At 45.7% G+C, this 16,080-nt stretch carries 11 protein-coding genes and 1 other annotated feature; all 11 genes read right to left on the reverse strand.

Annotated features, from left to right (window positions below; all coding sequences use genetic code 11):
• Positions 1-32: 32 nt before the first annotated feature.
• Positions 33-719, reverse strand: a complete 687-nt coding sequence (locus ADM98_RS13640; protein ID WP_053453972.1) for an ankyrin repeat domain-containing protein — start codon at positions 717-719, stop codon at positions 33-35.
• Between the two features lie 18 nt (positions 720-737).
• Entirely contained in the window at positions 738-4,340 is a 3,603-nt protein-coding gene (locus ADM98_RS13645; RefSeq protein WP_053453973.1) for a DUF5057 domain-containing protein, read from the reverse strand.
• An 83-nt stretch (positions 4,341-4,423) separates the two neighbouring features.
• On the reverse strand, positions 4,424-5,656 hold the full coding sequence (locus ADM98_RS13650) for a bifunctional folylpolyglutamate synthase/dihydrofolate synthase (protein WP_053453974.1): 1,233 nt from the start codon (positions 5,654-5,656) through the stop codon (positions 4,424-4,426).
• Positions 5,657-5,710: 54 nt separating this feature from the next.
• Entirely contained in the window at positions 5,711-8,347 is a 2,637-nt protein-coding gene (locus ADM98_RS13655; protein WP_053453975.1) for a valine--tRNA ligase, read from the reverse strand.
• 50 nt (positions 8,348-8,397) lie between these two features.
• Positions 8,398-8,627: a binding site (T-box leader), on the reverse strand.
• A 54-nt stretch (positions 8,628-8,681) separates the two neighbouring features.
• Positions 8,682-9,992 (reverse strand): glutamate-1-semialdehyde 2,1-aminomutase, encoded by a 1,311-nt coding sequence (gene hemL, locus ADM98_RS13660; RefSeq protein WP_053453976.1) that lies wholly within the window; start codon positions 9,990-9,992, stop codon positions 8,682-8,684.
• Positions 9,989-10,978, reverse strand: a complete 990-nt coding sequence (gene hemB, locus ADM98_RS13665; RefSeq protein WP_053453977.1) for a porphobilinogen synthase — start codon at positions 10,976-10,978, stop codon at positions 9,989-9,991. Before hemB ends, hemL begins: the two co-directional genes overlap by 4 nt.
• Entirely contained in the window at positions 10,975-11,655 is a 681-nt protein-coding gene (locus ADM98_RS13670; RefSeq protein ID WP_053453978.1) for a uroporphyrinogen-III synthase, read from the reverse strand. The genes hemB and ADM98_RS13670 overlap by 4 nt, the downstream gene beginning before the upstream one ends.
• Positions 11,645-12,571, reverse strand: coding sequence for a hydroxymethylbilane synthase (gene hemC / locus ADM98_RS13675; protein WP_053453979.1), 927 nt, complete (start codon positions 12,569-12,571; stop codon positions 11,645-11,647). The genes ADM98_RS13670 and hemC overlap by 11 nt, the downstream gene beginning before the upstream one ends.
• Positions 12,572-12,654: 83 nt before the next feature.
• The gene (gene hemA, locus ADM98_RS13680; RefSeq protein ID WP_053453980.1) at positions 12,655-13,995 is read right to left on the reverse strand and encodes a glutamyl-tRNA reductase; all 1,341 of its coding nucleotides are present in this window, start codon (positions 13,993-13,995) and stop codon (positions 12,655-12,657) included.
• Between the two features lie 213 nt (positions 13,996-14,208).
• On the reverse strand, positions 14,209-15,351 hold the full coding sequence (locus ADM98_RS13685) for an AI-2E family transporter (RefSeq protein WP_053453981.1): 1,143 nt from the start codon (positions 15,349-15,351) through the stop codon (positions 14,209-14,211).
• 147 nt (positions 15,352-15,498) lie between these two features.
• Positions 15,499-16,080: a ribosome biogenesis GTP-binding protein YihA/YsxC gene (yihA, locus tag ADM98_RS13690; protein ID WP_053453982.1), complete on the reverse strand. Its 582-nt coding sequence runs from the start codon at positions 16,078-16,080 to the stop codon at positions 15,499-15,501.

Here is a 16,080-nt window from a genome sequence, read left to right on the forward strand (position 1 = left end):
CATCAACTTGATGAGGGGCTCTCTGTCATTGCTTAAAATGTCGTAGCGCGATACATTTTTGCTATCTTCTTTACTTGTTTTGTTTCCACTTTTGCCTCGTGCTGCTTTAACAATTCAAATAAGTCTTTTCGATTTTGCTTGACTGTCTCATAAATCGGACGTTCTTTTCCTAGGTTTGGATCGGCACCAGCCCCTAGAAGTAACTCGATGACTGTCTCATTTTGATCAAGTGTGGCATAAAATAAAGGGGTATGACCGTACGCATCGATTCGATTTAAATCTTTAGACGTTGCGCGCTTGACGAGTAAAGCATACGCATCACTGGAACGATTCACACTCGTTGCCACATGAAGGACAGATTGTTTTTTCTGATTTAACTGATTCACTTTTGCTCCCTTTTTAAGCCAAGTAGCCACTGTATCCCGAGGAGCAAATTGCGCCGCATAAAACCAATTCATTTGATTTTGAGATGTCTTAGAATCTAATAGCAATTCAGCCTTTTCAAATGCAAGCGTCTCTTGAAAACGACCAATATAACGATTTTTTTCCGATGTAGACATGTCTGAACTCTTTAACGCGGATGCTAATTCCGTAGGCTTTTCTGAACGTAACGCCTGTTCTAGTTCAGTTTTTCGATTCGATTGGATGACGTAACTTGTAACTCCGACTCCAGTCAAAATCACGATCAACAGGATGACAACGATGCGTTTTCGTTTCATATCCAACTTCCCCACTTTTTAATATACATCTCCATCCAAGTCGGTTGATCCTGAATCTGAACCAATCGTCACCTTGAATGTTGTACTCAAAGGTGTTTTCTGATCATTTTTCAAGACTTCCAACACATCTTTATTTTCTTTTAGCACAGTGACTTTAATGCGAGCCACACCAGGACGTAACGGTTGCAACGCTTGGCCCGTCGGATCGATTTTGACGTACTCTTTCCCTTGCGTCACTTCCATCCGGTAAAATCGTTCAGTCGTCGTTTCCGGGAACCATCCTAAGAGTGGTCGTTTGTTTTCATCCTTCATCGTCATGATTAAATCATCAGCTGTTACATTGATCGGGTTCTCACGGACTCGAACGAGTGTCTTCGCTACCGTATCTGGGAAATCCGTCAACGTGAGTAATGCTTCGACAGCTCCATTCGGAGTACCGGTCTTACCTGTAATCGTATAACCGTTCGCTGTTGGTGTCAGTTCAATCGCACTACTCAACGTGGACGTCGTAAATGATAACGGGTAATTCGGTTTGAATGTTGCCGTCACATCTTGTTTCGATCCAACCCAGAGTTCAAGATTACTTGGGGCGACCGCTAGTTCTGGTAACTTCACTTGAATCGTATATGTCGTAGACTGAGCAAGATATGTCGAGCTTCCCGCTTCTGCCGGAACGACAGCTTTAACTGTAATCGTTCCCGGTGTTTTCCCGGTCAAATCTAATGTGTTTTTCGATAAACCGTTCGTTTTGACATGCGAATCATTCGTGATGATCCATTGAATTGGTGTCTCGTTTCCTGAAATCATCGAAGCGAGTCCCGTCATGGATTTCGTTTCACCAACGTACAGTGTATCCGGTACGTTTCTTACAATCAGTCCACCAAATACATCATTGATCACGAGATCAGATGTCGTCGTGAGTTCTTTTCCATTACCTACAGGAACGACTAATTTGATTTGTGTCGTACCGACTTTTTTCGGTTTAATGACTCCTGCTTCATCGATTGAGGCAATCGTCGGATCGACGATCGACCATTTCAACGTTCCGTATTGGCTACCTGTCGGATTAATTTCTGGCAAGACTTTATACGATGGTGTCGTGATATCCATCTTGACGGATGGAATCTTCGCACTTGTCGCAAATGCCGGTGTCAATGCGTAGCCCAGTGTCGGAAATGCTTGTGGATCATTATTTACTGTCGTTAGTTTATCTGAACGATTTGTTTCATTTTTATAGACATTTTTAGTTGATGTTAGCACATTATCTTTTTTATCGAGCGTGTAAATTCCCGCAGATTCTTTAGCTTTTACTTTTACTTTAAATGTTATTTCTGATTGTTTAGCTACCCACTGCCCTTGGTAAATGCCGTCAAGTGCTTCATCGTATTCAATGTTTGGTGCGTAGCCCTTTATAGATTGTCCAGAAATAATAGCATCCTTTAACCCACTCGTTGAAACCACCTCTAAATTACTCGGTAATTTTTCATTGAACAGTATATTTTCCATCGTCACAGAAAATTTCCCTTTGATATAGCCATTCTCTCCGATAGCTTCTTGTTGTTTCATAGGTGTTGTTTTAATGGTATATGAAATTTCAGCCGTCTCACCATTAGGAATAGTAGCCGGATCGATAGAACGAGATAATACGAAAGGAGCAGAAACAGCAGGTCGAACAACTTGAACGGTCCGTGTCTCGATCGCCTTAGCTCCCCGTTGATCCTCTGCTTCGATTCGAATCGTAACACTTGTTTTACCTATTAATTTTGATTCAAACGATTGACTGACGAACGAGTTATTTTTTAAGTTGTTGTTTTCAAAGACTTTCTCATTATCAATATAGATCCGTGTCTTTAACTCACGATCTTGTAGGTCGTAGTCGTTGACTTGATAAGAAATCGTCAACGGCTCATTCTCAAGATAGCTCGATTTGTCCGTTGGCAAGATGTTCTTGATTAATGGTTTGTGGTTCGCACCGATGAAAGCGCGATACATCGTATTCGAGAACAATTCTTTTTCTTGTTGTTGATTAAAAGTCGAAGTATGTCCTGCTCCGGAATACGTAACATTTCCTTTGGTATACATATAATAGTGGTTGCGCGCATCACCAATTGTTCTTCCGGCAGCCTGATTCGAACTACTGAGGTTGTTTTCACGAATGTTATACCATGGAATCAAGTCCGGTTGTTCAAGATCTAGACCAAAGTATTGATTGTGTGTCGTTGCGATAGCAACCGTATCAGCTAAGGCAAATGGATAGGAAGTCATAACCCCGGCATTTTGTTTGACTGCTTGACCAGATGTGCGAGGTGCTGCATATCCCATATTCGTAAAGTTCTTTTGACCAGCGAGATCGGCAAATTTCGTTTCCCAGAACAGCTCTGGTTTACTAGATTGAGCTGGTCTGAAGATCGTATCGTGCGTTAACATTAATCCTTGACCGGTATTCGTAAAGTCAAGGATTGCATTAGATGAAGGATCACTGAGTGCAGCAGCACCATAAGAATCTTGAAAACCAAAAATCAGCATGTCGTACGCTGTATTGAGATTTTTCGTCGAGTATGTTTTGTTAAACGTGTCAGCAGAAATGACTTCTACATTGAAATCATATAACCCATCTTGTTTTAGTAAAGTTCCTGAGTTCATAAAACCGTTTATTGAACCGGTCGTTCCGGAACGCGTGACTTGTAAAATTTTTGCTTTAGCTTCTTGATCCTGCATCAAGAAGCTTCCTATCTTATAATCCATTAGTCCGTCTTCACTTACGACTTTAATCATCCAGTTCCGTGGTCCTGTATAACTCGGTGCATCAAATTGATAAGATAAGGAACCAGAAACCGTTGCTGGTTTTTCATCGACTTTTTCAGATTCTTCAAACTGGTCATTACTATTGAAATCAATATACAACTGAACGCGTGTATTGGCTGAAGATTGATCAACTGAATAGTTGAAATCAATTGCCTTATCGGGTGATGCGGGAGCGGATTTATCAACTTTCGTTAACGAAAGACCGTTTTGTGAGACTGCTACTTTGCTTAGACGTGGTCGCTCGATTTTTTCTGATTGTAAACGCAGAAGGACTTGCTTTGTATCGGTATATGCAATCGAAGATCCTGCCGTCATACTTGGCTTAAATATTGCGGTAAAGTTACTTGACTCATGCGTTAACACATCGGAATGCAAGAAGACTGGTAATCCTTTTTGAATGTAGTTCTTCAAAATTTCATTCGCTTTTAACTTTGTAATATCATTTTCGATTTTACTGGTATTATGCTGTTTGGATTTCGAATCAGATACTGTAATCGAATAACGGTCTGTTCCAGTAAAAATAGATGGATCAAAAACGATCGCATCAAATGCACCATCAAGTGGGAAACGAGACGCATTTAACTCTTTGACCGTCATCATCTTGATTTCGTATTGACTTGTATTCAGTTCTTTTAACAATGACAACGATGTAATTGACGTTCCCGGATCAATCCGGTTCGTCGTCGACCAATCATCGCGAATTTCTAATATCTTGAATTTTTCTCCTGTTGCCGCTTTTGAATGCGGTTCATGTATATACGTAAAGCTTGAAAAAATCAGTAAGCTTGCTATTAACAATCGGACCCACTGTCTCATCGCTCATCGTCTCCTCATCATGTCTTTGAAATCCGGGACTATACTTCCCCAATTTCATTATAACGAGTGAAATCGCATTTTCCCTATTTTGTAAAAGAGTTTGTGTACATTTGCCGCACTTCACTAATGAAATAGAGCGATCCTGTCACGACATATGTCCGTTTCTTATTTAATTGAGCGAAGAACGCTTCAACTGTCGTCACGTTTCCACCATCTTGTTGTAACTCCTCTATCGTACGAGCTCTAGGAAAATCAAATGTCGTCTCATAGATATCTGATGTAATGCTACGTAACTGCGCAAGCATTGCCTCTCGGTCTTTGTCACGCAAAATCGAACAGAGCAATGTCACCGGCTTCGATTCCTCTTTTAACCGTTCAACAAGTGCCGTGATCCCTTCCGGATTATGCGCACCATCGAGAATGATTCGTGGCTTACGCGAGATGATTTCAAATCGCCCCGGATGTTTTGCTTCCCGCAGTCCTTTTCGGATCGCCGCTTTCGACCACCCGAGTCGTCGCGCACAGATGACGGCATTCGCCGCATTATGAACTTGGTGATGGCCTTCTAGACCAAGACGTGTCTCAGGAATCCCATCATATGTCGCCCAGGTCCCCGTCTCTTTTAATCGGTAGCGAATGATGGCTTCCTGACTCCATTTCAATGTCGCATTTCGGTCGCCGCAATACGCCATTAACGGTACCGTCAGTTCTTCTTGCAGTTTCCCGGCGATGACTGGTGTCCCTTGTTTGATAATGCCGAACTTTTGTAACGCGATCTCTTGGAGCGTATCTCCGAGAATTGCTTGATGGTCGTGTCCAATTGACGTGATGATCGCGGCGACCGGCTTTGTGAAGACATTCGTTGAGTCATACAGACCACCGAGTCCGACTTCATAAATGACAAAGTCGGGTCGAATCTGATCAAAGTAATAGAAGGCAAGTCCCGTCAATGCTTCGAACTCAGTTACCGTACCGAGTGCCGGATCGATATGCTGAATAGCAGACTGAACGGCGATTGCAGCCGCAACGAGATCGTCTTCCGCAATCGGCACTCCGTTTAACATAATCCGTTCCTCAAACTGAATGATGTACGGCGACGTAAATGTCCCAATCCGCAATCCTTCCGCAATCCCCATCTCACGTAAGAACGCAACCGTCGATCCTTTCCCGTTCGTGCCGGCGACATGAATCGTTGGAATCGCGTCCGGGTCAATCTGTAATTCCAGTAGCATCGCCTGCATCCGTTCAAGACCCGGTTTGACACCGAATGCTAGTAAACTCGATAACCAATCCAATACATCTTCTCGCGTCCTCATGCTGTTCGCTCCTTTAAAAAAAGTGGCTCAAGGAGACTTGAGCCACTGCTGTTATTAATGTGAGAGTTCGTTGATGCGTGCTTCGACAGCTTGACGTTTTTCCGTGTAGTCAAGTGCCTTCGCTTTTTCTTCATCAATGACATGTGCTGGTGCTTTACCGACGAAGCCAGGGTTGTTGAGTTTTTTCTCGACCCGTTCGACTTCTTTCGTATATTTGACGAGTTCCTTGTTCAAACGGGCAATTTCTTCCTCGATGTTGATCAAGTCTGCGAGCGGGATGAATAATTCTGCTCCCGTCACGATTGCACTCATCGCTTTTTCTGGTGCTGGCATCTGTTCTTCGATCCGGAGTTCAGACGCATTCGTGAACTTTTGCAAGTACGAGCTGTTTGACGACAAGTCGTCTTGAACGCGTGCATCGTTCGTCGAGATGAATAATTGAATCTGTTTCGACATCGGTGCGTTGACTTCAGCGCGGATGTTACGAACTGAACGGATAACGTTTTGAACCGCCTCGAAGGCTGGAACAGCTTCCGGGAAGTCGAGTGACGCATCACGTGTTGGCCATGCGGCACGTGTGATCGTTTCACCTTCATGCGGTAAGTGCTGCCAGATTTCTTCCGTGATAAACGGCATAAATGGATGCATCAAGCGCATGATCCGGTCGAGCGTATAGGCGAGAACCGAACGTGTCGTCTGCTTCGCTGCTTCGTCTTCCCCGTTGAGTGGTAACTTCGCCATTTCGATGTACCAGTTACAGAAATCTTCCCAAATGAAGTGGTAAAGAATACGTCCTGCTTCACCAAACTCGTATTTATCCGACAGACGTGTCACGTCATCGATCGTTGTCTGTAAGCGTGTCAGGATCCACTTGTCTGCTAGTGATTTCTCACCTGTTAAATCAATCTGATCAAACGTTAGACCATCCATGTTCATCAAAGCAAAACGGCTAGCGTTCCACAATTTGTTCGAGAAGTTCCATGTTGCTTCGATTTTTTCCCAGTAGAAGCGAAGGTCGTTTCCTGGTGTCGATCCTGTCGTTAAGAACCAACGCAGTGAATCAGCACCGTACTTCTCGATGACATCCATCGGATCAATCCCGTTACCGAGTGATTTCGACATCTTGCGTCCTTCCGAATCACGAATCAATCCGTGGATCAAGGCGTCTTGGAATGGACGTTGTCCCGTGAATTCATACGATTGGAAGATCATCCGTGATACCCAGAAAGCGATGATGTCATAACCCGTAACGAGTGTCGATGTCGGGAAGTATTTTTGATAATCCGCTGCGTCTGTGTTCGGCCAACCCATCGTCGAGAACGGCCAGAGCGCTGAAGAGAACCACGTATCGAGGACATCGTTGTCTTGCTCCCAGTTCTCGATGTCAGTTGGCGCTTCTTTACCAACGTAGACTTCGCCCGTTTCTTTATGGTACCAAGCCGGAATCCGATGTCCCCACCATAGTTGGCGGCTGACACACCAGTCACGGATGTTTTCCATCCAGCGTACATACGTGTTTTCAAAGCGTTGTGGAACGAAATTGACTTTGTCCGGTCCTTGTTGCTCCTCAAGTGCTTTTTGTGCCAGTGGTTCCATTTTAACGAACCATTGGAGTGAGAGATAGGGCTCAACGATTGCATCGGAACGTTCCGAGTGACCGACAGAGTGTAAGTGTGGCTCGATTTTAATCAAAACGCCTGCTGCTTTTAAATCTTCAACGATTTGTTTACGGCATTCGAAGCGATCCATGCCTTCGTATTTACCTGCGTTCTCGTTCATCGTTCCGTCTTCATTCATGACGAGGACACGTGGTAACTCGTGACGGTTACCGACTTCGAAGTCGTTCGGATCGTGGGCTGGTGTAATTTTCACGACGCCTGTACCGAACTCCATGTCGACATAATCATCAGCAACAATCGGAATCTCGCGACCAACGATTGGTAACGTGATCGTTTTTCCGACAAGGTGAGCATAACGCTCATCTTTCGGGTTAACGGCAATTGCTGTATCACCAAGCATCGTCTCTGGACGTGTCGTCGCCAGTTCCACGTGACCTGAACCGTCCGTTAGTGGATAGCTGAAGTGATAGAAGGCACCTTCGATGTCTTTATAGATAACTTCGATATCTGAGATTGCTGTTTTCGTTGCTGGGTCCCAGTTGACGATATATTCGCCGCGGTAGATTAAGCCTTTTTCGTAAAGTTTAACGAAGACTTCTTGAACCGCTTCTGACAATCCTTCATCAAGCGTGAAGCGTTCCCGCGAGTAATCGAGTCCAAGACCAAGTTTTGCCCATTGTGCACGGATTGTTGAGGCGTACTCTTCTTTCCATGCCCACGATTGCTCGAGGAATTTCTCACGACCCATTTCAAGACGTGATTGCCCTTCTGCCCGTAATTTTTGTTCGACTTTTGCTTGAGTCGCGATACCAGCATGGTCCATTCCTGGTAAGTAAAGGACGTCGAACCCTTGCATCCGTTTCATCCGTGTCAACATGTCTTGTAACGTCGTATCCCAAGCATGACCGAGATGTAATTTCCCTGTGACGTTCGGTGGTGGAATGACGATCGTGTATGGCTCTTTCTCTGGATCCTGATCAGCTTTGAAATAGTCACCTTTCACCCAAAAGTCGTACCATTTTTCTTCCGTTGCCTGCGGATCATACTTCGTTGGCATTGATAATTCCTGCATCCTGATCGCTCCCTTTTTGTCCATAATAAAAACGGCTTCTCTCGTCCTATGCTAAGGACGAAAGAAAGCCGTTGCTTTTTTCCGCGGTACCACCTTAGTTCATCCAAAATCGAATGCCCTCGAGCCACGTAACGTGTGGAGGACGGATATCGCTCGTAAGACTCACGATACCAGCTCGTGGGGTGACCTTCCTCCTGTTCGTCCGTCACATCTTTCAGCCAAGGATGTGTTCTCTATACCGGTACGAATACAGGACTACTCTTCCCGTCATCGCTGTTGCCATTTTCTTCTTTACTTATTTTAGCCGAGACTTCAAGTAATCGTCAAGAACTGCTTAACGACCGAATTCGATTTGGAGTTCCTTGAACGTCAATTCGACAGCTTCGATCGTCCGCTCGATGTCTTCATCCGTGTGGGCAATCGACAGGAACAGACCTTCGAATTGTGACGGTGGCAAGAAGACTCCACGTGCCGCCATTTTTTGATAATACGAACGGAACATCTCAAGGTTCGATGATTTCGCTTTTTCGAAGTTCGTGACGCGCTCATCTGTGAAGAAGACACCAAACATCGCGCCCGCCCGATTCGTCGTCAACGGAATGTTATATTTCGTTGCAGCATTCAGATAGCCTTCTGACAGACGACCTGCTTTCCGGTCGAACTCTTCGTAGTGCTCTGGTTTCAGCTGTGTCAATGTCGCTAGACCAGCTGCCATCGCAAGTGGATTTCCGGATAACGTACCCGCTTGATAGATTGGACCTTGTGGTGCGATCTGCTCCATGATGTCACGACGTCCGCCGTAAGCACCGACCGGCATTCCGCCACCGATGACTTTTCCGAGACATGTGATATCTGGTGTGACACCGAAGTATCCTTGGGCACAGTGGAAGCCGACACGGAAACCAGTCATGACTTCGTCAAAGATCAGCAATGTACCGTTTTCTGATGTGATTTCCCGTAAGCCTTCGAGGAATCCTGGTTCTGGTGGGACGAAGCCCATGTTCCCAGCAGCCGGTTCGACGATGACACCAGCGATATCGTCGCCGTGTTTTTCGAACGCAATCCGGACAGCGTCTAAATCGTTGTACGGAACTGTCAACGTCATGCTAGCGATTTGTGCTGGAACCCCTGGTGAATCCGGTAGTCCGAGTGTCGCGACACCTGAACCTGCTTTGATTAAGAGCGAGTCACCATGACCATGGTAACAACCTTCGAACTTGAGAATTTTCGTCCGACCTGTATATCCACGTGCAAGACGAAGTGCTGCCATCGTTGCTTCCGTACCTGAGTTGACCATCCGGACGACTTCAACCGATGGTACACGGCTAATGACGACTTCCGCCATCGCTGATTCGATTTCTGTTGGTGTCCCGTAACTCCACCCACGTGTCGCTTGTTCTTGGATTGCCGACGTGACGATTGGATCGGCGTGACCAAGGATCATCGGCCCCCATGACAAGACGTAATCGATGTACTCTTTCCCATCGATATCATAGAGCTTCGAACCTTTTGCGTGATCTGCAAAGATCGGTGTCATCCCAACTGATTTATAAGCACGAACCGGACTGTTAACGCCACCCGGCATGAGCGGGAGTGCCCGCTCGAATGCTGCTTTTGATTTTGAGTTCTGGTTAATTAAGCTCATTTCGACCCCTCCAGGTAACGACAAATGTCTTTTGCAAAATAGGTGATGATTAAATCAGCGCCTGCTCGTTTAAAGCCAAGCATCGTCTCAAGGACGATTCGTTCTTCATCGATCCAACCGTTTAAGGCTGCTGCTTTCACCATGGCATACTCACCTGATACGTTATAGGCGACAATCGGTAAATCGATTCGTTCGCGCACATCACGAATGATGTCCATGAACGCAAGCGCTGGTTTGACGATCATGAAGTCCGCTCCTTGATCAACGTCCGCTGTTGCTTCGCGGAACGCTTCACGACGGTTTGCTGGATCCATTTGATAACCTTTTCGGTCGCCTTCTCCTGGTGCCGAGTTCGCCGCGTCACGGAATGGACCATAATAAGCAGATGCATATTTAACGCCATAGCTCATGACCGGAATATGGCTGAAGCCGTTCTCGTCCAACCCTTGGCGAATCGCTGCGACGAATCCGTCCATCATCGATGATGGAGCGATGACGTCAGCACCCGCGCGCGCTTGTGAGATCGCTGTTTTGACGTGGAGCGGTAATGATGCATCATTATCGACCGTACCGTCCGCGACGACACCACAGTGACCCGTTGACGTATACTCACATAAGCATGTGTCGGCAATGACCGTTAGCTGCGGTGCAACCTTTTTAACGAGACGTGTCGCTTCTTGAACGATCCCATGATCGTGAAACGCGCCTGATCCTTGCTCGTCTTTTAAGTGGTCGTGCGGAACACCGAATAAGATGACGGATTCGATTCCAAGTGCGACGACTTCTTCAATCTCAGCCGTCAGATGATCGAGTGATAAGTTAAAGACGCCAGGCATCGAGCTGACTTCGCGTTTGATATCTTCGCCTTCAGCGACGAAGATCGGATAAATCAAATCCGATTTATGCAATTGGTTCTCACGGACGAGTGACCGGAGTGATGCGGTATGACGTAAACGACGGTGACGTGCGTATTCTAATGTGTTCATGCTGATTCCTCCTCAATGATACGATCAATCATGCCATCAACCGTGAATTCACGGGCGACATGGATCGGTTGAAGTCCGGCTGCTTTTGCTGCTTGCTCCGTGATCGTCCCGATGACGATGAATATCGTCTGTGGGACTAACGGCGCAATCGCTTCGACAGCAGAAGGACTCTGCAGTCCAATATAGGTAGCAGTTCTGACAAGTGCTTCAGGTAGTCGACGTGTGACGGTTTCATAGGTGATGATATCTTCAATCGTGAATCGATTCAGTTTCCGTAACTGATCGACTGGCGCTTGACGCGACCGATTTCCGCGCGCAAACACGATGTGATCATCGTCAGATAAGTGTGGCACAAGTTCTTCGACGAGCGCATCTCCTGTAAAAGTCGAAGGTATGAAATCAGCTTGTCGTCCGTACTTTAAAAGCACGTCTGCCGTCTTTCGACCGACGACCGCGATCTTGGTCTGTGTTAATTCAGACAACGCGTCAGCAATCCGGTGGACACCATTCGGACTCGTCACGACGAGCCAATCAATTCCCTGAGGCAACGTAAACGAAACGGGTCGCGTTTCAATGACCGGATAGTGTACACTCTCAATCGCAAATGCGCGTAGTCGAGCCACCTGCTCGTTCGTCGGTGGCCGACTCCCTGTAAACAGAACCTGCTTATAAGTCATCCGGAAGTGTCGCGAGAATCTCACGACCACCCGAAGCAAGCAAACGTTCGGCCACATCTTGACCGAGTTGCATCGGATCAAGACCTGATTCGCGCTCGAGTAAGATTTGCTCTCCATCAACAGATCCAATGAATCCGACAAGTGTCGTTGACATGTCTTCGTTGATCGTTGCGAATCCACCAACAGGAACATGGCAGCTACCTTCGATCGCTGCTAGGAAAGCACGCTCTGCGTAAGCCACTTTTTCTGTCATCTGATCATGGATCAGGTGCAAGAGATCACGTACTTCTTGGTCATGTTCCCGACATTCGATACCGAGGATCCCTTGACCGACGGCTGGAATCATGTCTTCTGTTGAAAGATATTCCGAAACGACGTCTTCAGACCAACCCATCCGTTGTAGACCAGCTGCTGCAAGCAGAATCCCGTCAAACGGACCATTTTTTAATTTATCGAGTCGTGTATCAATGTTTCCACGAATCGATTCGATTTTTAAATCAGGGCGGAGTTTTAGCAATTGCGATCCGCGACGTAAGCTACTCGTACCAACGATCGCACCTTCCGGCAAGGAAGCAAGACCTTCTCCTGTTTTCGTGATCAAGGCATCACGGGCATCAACACGTGCCGGTGTTGCACCGATGATAAGACCGTCTGGCAATTCAGAAGGTAAATCCTTCATGCTATGAACGGCAAAATCGATTTCTTCATCAATCATCTGCTGTTCGATCTCTTTTACGAATAATCCTTTTCCGCCGACTTTCGAGAGCGTCACATCCAAAATGCGGTCCCCTTTTGTGATGATGTTCTTGATTTCGAACTCATACGGTGCGCCGGCTTGTTTCAACTGGTCAATGACCCATTTCGTCTGTGTCATCGCTAGCTTCGAGCTTCGCGATCCAACAATGATTTTTCGCATGCTAAAATCCCCCTGTACAATGATAAAGGGGCGGCACAAGTCCGCCCCATGCATTTTCTATTGTAACACAAATCGTGCTTTGTTCATCGATTCACAGCTTTTGCTGAAGGTGTTGTCTCTTCTGAAGTCATAACGTCTTCTTCAAGACCTTCGAACAAGTCTTCGTTTAATGCAAACGTATCCATGAACTGTGCAATCCGCTCATCCGCATCTGGTTTCGCTGCCGCATCTTTGATATAAGACAACGGTTCACGTAACAACTGGTTGATGATTGATTTCATGTGTTTGCCGATGACAGTTTTTTCGCGTTTTGACATCTCCGGTAATTTCCGTTCCAAGCTCTGCATCGTTTCTTGTTGAATCCGTAATGCTTGATCTCGGAGTTCCGTGATGATTGGTACGACACCAAGTGTCGTCATCCATCCTTCAAACTCGGCAATCGCTGCTTCGATCCGTTGTTCAATCTTCGCGGCTTCTTTCATCCGTTCCGCCATGTTTTGTTGAACGATCGATGTAAGATCATCCACGTCGTATAAATGAACGCCTGGCAAATCGCCAACAGTCGGTTCGATGTCGCGTGGAACGGCGATGTCGATCAATAGGAATGGGCGATTGTGCCGGAACAGCTGTGCTGCCGCGATGTCTTCTCGTTTAATGATGGCACGTTTTGCACCCGTTGAAGAGATGACGATGTCTGCCCGAAGCAAACCGCACTGCATCTCATTAATCGAATGTGCCGATCCTTCGAACCGATTCGCGACCTCTTCTGCTTTTGCTAACGTCCGGTTAAAGACCGTGATGTCACGTGCACCAGCTTCATATAAGTTGAGCGTCGTAAGTTCGCCGGTTTCTCCCGCACCAATGACGACGATTGATTTATCTTCAAGCGATCCGAGTAACTGTTCGGCAAGCGTGACGGCAGCAGCACTGACAGAAACGGCATTTTCACCGATTCCAGTTTCTGCGTGAGCCCGTTTGGCGAGCGTGACCGCTTCTTTAAAGAGTTTGTTAAAGACCGTTCCTGTTGTTTCAAGCTTTTGTGCCATGAAGAAGCTCGTCTTGACTTGACCTAAGATTTGCGTCTCACCGACGATCATGGAATCAAGTCCACTTGTTACGCGGAACAGGTGTTTCATCGCATCGAATCCTTCGTGAATGAAGAGATACGGTTCGAGTTCTTCCATCGTCAAACCGAACCAGTTCGCGAGGAAACGTTTTGTATAATAACGTCCTGTATGTGGTTGATCCGTTACGACATATAATTCGGTCCGGTTACATGTCGAGACGATAACACTCTCAAAAATACTTTTTTCATCGCGCAATGCGACGACCGCTCCCTTCATCTCATGCTCCCCGAATGAGACTTGTTCGCGTATTGATACTGGCGCTGTTTTGTTATTCAAGCCGACCACTACGATATGCATGCGCTCTACCCCTTACGTCCAAAGATTTCGTTCCGATCTATCTTTTCGTTCTCTATCCTACATTATAACCATTATAAAAAAGATTCCAATCAATTTATAAACTAAAATGAGTCGAAGTTGTGAAATCTTCTTCATTTTTTCTCTTCTTCTACCTTATCCCTCTCTCGTAAAAATCACAAACCCCCTGCTCCTAAAAAGAGCAGAGGGTTACACTTACTTCAATGATTCGGGTGAAACCGTCACGTCTGGTACGTCGAGACGTTGTTGACGCAAACGGTAGATCCGGGCGATGTTCTGAACGACAACTTTTGAAACTGCATATGTCGGAACCGCTAAGATAACACCGATGATGCCACCAATTTTTCCGGCAACGAGTAAGACGATGATGATCGTTAACGGGTGAACCTTGAGCGTTTTCCCTTGAACATAAGGCGAGATCAAGTTTGATTCGATTTGCTGTGCTACGACGATCGTAATGATCGCATAGACCGCCTTAATCGGATCATCGATGAAGCCAACAATGACTGCTGGAACAGCACCGATGTAAGGTCCGAGGTACGGAATGATATTCGTGACCGTACAGAATAAGGCAAGCAGTAACGCATATTGAATGTCAGCGATGAAGAAACCGATCAATGACATCACACCAACACAGATCGAGACGATGACCTGTCCGTTGACGTAGTGTTTTACTGTCACATGCATGTCGTGCAAGATTTTACGTGTTTCCGTCTCATAGCTTTTCGGCAACAGTTTCACGACGGAGTCTGGAAATTTATAACCATCGAGCAGCATGTAGACTAAGATGAACGGCACTAAGACAATGATTAAGACGGTCGAAGAGATGACACCGAAAATCGTTCCAACTGACGTCGAGACGGACTTAAAGACCGTACCGATATACGATGTTGCTTCATTCGTCCACTTGTCAAATAAGTCCGTATTCTCGTGTACCCATGTCGAGATGAAACGATTGTTCATCAATTGATCGCGTAAATTTAAAGTTTGATCACGCAATTCGACGACGAGCGTCGGAATACTCGTTGCAAAATCTGTCACCTGCTCGACTAAAATCGGTCCAATCGACGCAACGGCAATCGTCAGAATCGTAATGAAACCAAGCAAGACGATCAGCACGGCAAGTCCACGTTTTTTGACCCGCTTTTGTAACGCATCAACGATACCGAGCGTAAAGTAATAGAAGATCCCCGCGATGATCAGTGGCGGGAAGATTAATGCCAACATGACACGAATCGGCTGGAATAAAAATGAGATCTTCGTTCCAACCCAGATGACGAGAAAAATCACTAAGATCCAGATTAATACTTTAAACCATTTGTTTCGAAGCAAATCCAAACTGTTCACTCTCCTTTTTATTAGATAACTATAGTTATTTTCACACACTATATTACGAAATAATAGTTTTTTCATAAAACATATCATATGTAAAATACATAAAAAAAACCTACGAAATCTTACTGATTTCATAGGGTAAAAATAAATTTATAGCAAGCGATAAATCGCTTCCCATGCTTCATCGACGCCTTCTCCTGTTTCAGATGAGAAGGGAATCAAGGTATCTTGACCGTCAAATTGCAACTTACGTTTGATTGCCGCGATATGTTTATCACGTTGACTCTTTTTGATTTTATCGAGTTTTGTCGCAACAACGATGACCGGTAGATCGTAATACTTCAAGAAATCATACATCGTTACATCATCCGCAGAAGGATCGTGACGAATATCGACGAGTTGGACAACACCTTTGAGAATTTCGCGTTGTGTGAAGTACTTCTCCATCATCTTGCCCCACGCTTCGCGTTCCGTCTTCGATACTTTTGCATACCCGTAACCGGGTACGTCGACGAACATGACTTCATCATTGATGTTAAAGAAGTTCAATGTTTGTGTTTTACCTGGTTTTGAAGACGTCCGCGCGAGCGCTTTACGTTGGACCAATTTGTTGATGAAAGAGGACTTTCCGACATTCGATCGTCCTGCGAGTGCCACTTCTGGCAACAATGGCTCCGGATAATGTTCCGGATTGACGCCACTCGTAATAAAATCAGCTTTATAAATTTTCAT

It is taken from the genome of Exiguobacterium sp. BMC-KP (assembly GCF_001275385.1).
Taxonomy (GTDB): Bacteria; Bacillota; Bacilli; order Exiguobacteriales; family Exiguobacteriaceae; genus Exiguobacterium_A.